Origin of the sequence: Psychrobacter sp. W2-37-MNA-CIBAN-0211 (genome assembly GCF_040309405.1) — a bacterium.
Taxonomy (GTDB): domain Bacteria; phylum Pseudomonadota; class Gammaproteobacteria; order Pseudomonadales; family Moraxellaceae; genus Psychrobacter; species Psychrobacter glaciei.
The window spans coordinates 1-231 of the sequence record NZ_JBEOOU010000637.1 but is presented as its reverse complement, the minus strand read 5'-3'; the positions used below and the strand labels follow the sequence as shown (position 1 = coordinate 231).

The 231-nt window shown below is 70.6% G+C and carries 1 protein-coding gene; it reads right to left on the bottom strand.

Translation table 11 applies throughout. The features are described 5' to 3' along the window. On the bottom strand, positions 1 to 231 hold a 231-nt coding region (locus tag AAEY72_RS16570), incomplete at both ends, for an ABC transporter permease subunit (protein ID WP_352311803.1).

Sequence of the window (231 nt, the reverse complement as noted above, 5' to 3'; positions counted from 1 at the left end):
GCCCCATGCGTTGGGCAGGATGTGCCGCAGCAAGGTGCGGCCCCAGCTGGCGCCGCCCAGGCGTGCGGCTTCCACGTACGGCAGGGTCTTGACGCGCAGCACTTCGGCGCGGGTGGTGCGGGCGAATCCGGGGATAATCCCGACGCCCACGGCGATAGCCACCGGCACCGTGCCGAAGCCGATGGCGGTGACAATCGCCAGAGCCAGCAGCAAGCCGGGCAAGGCGAGCAA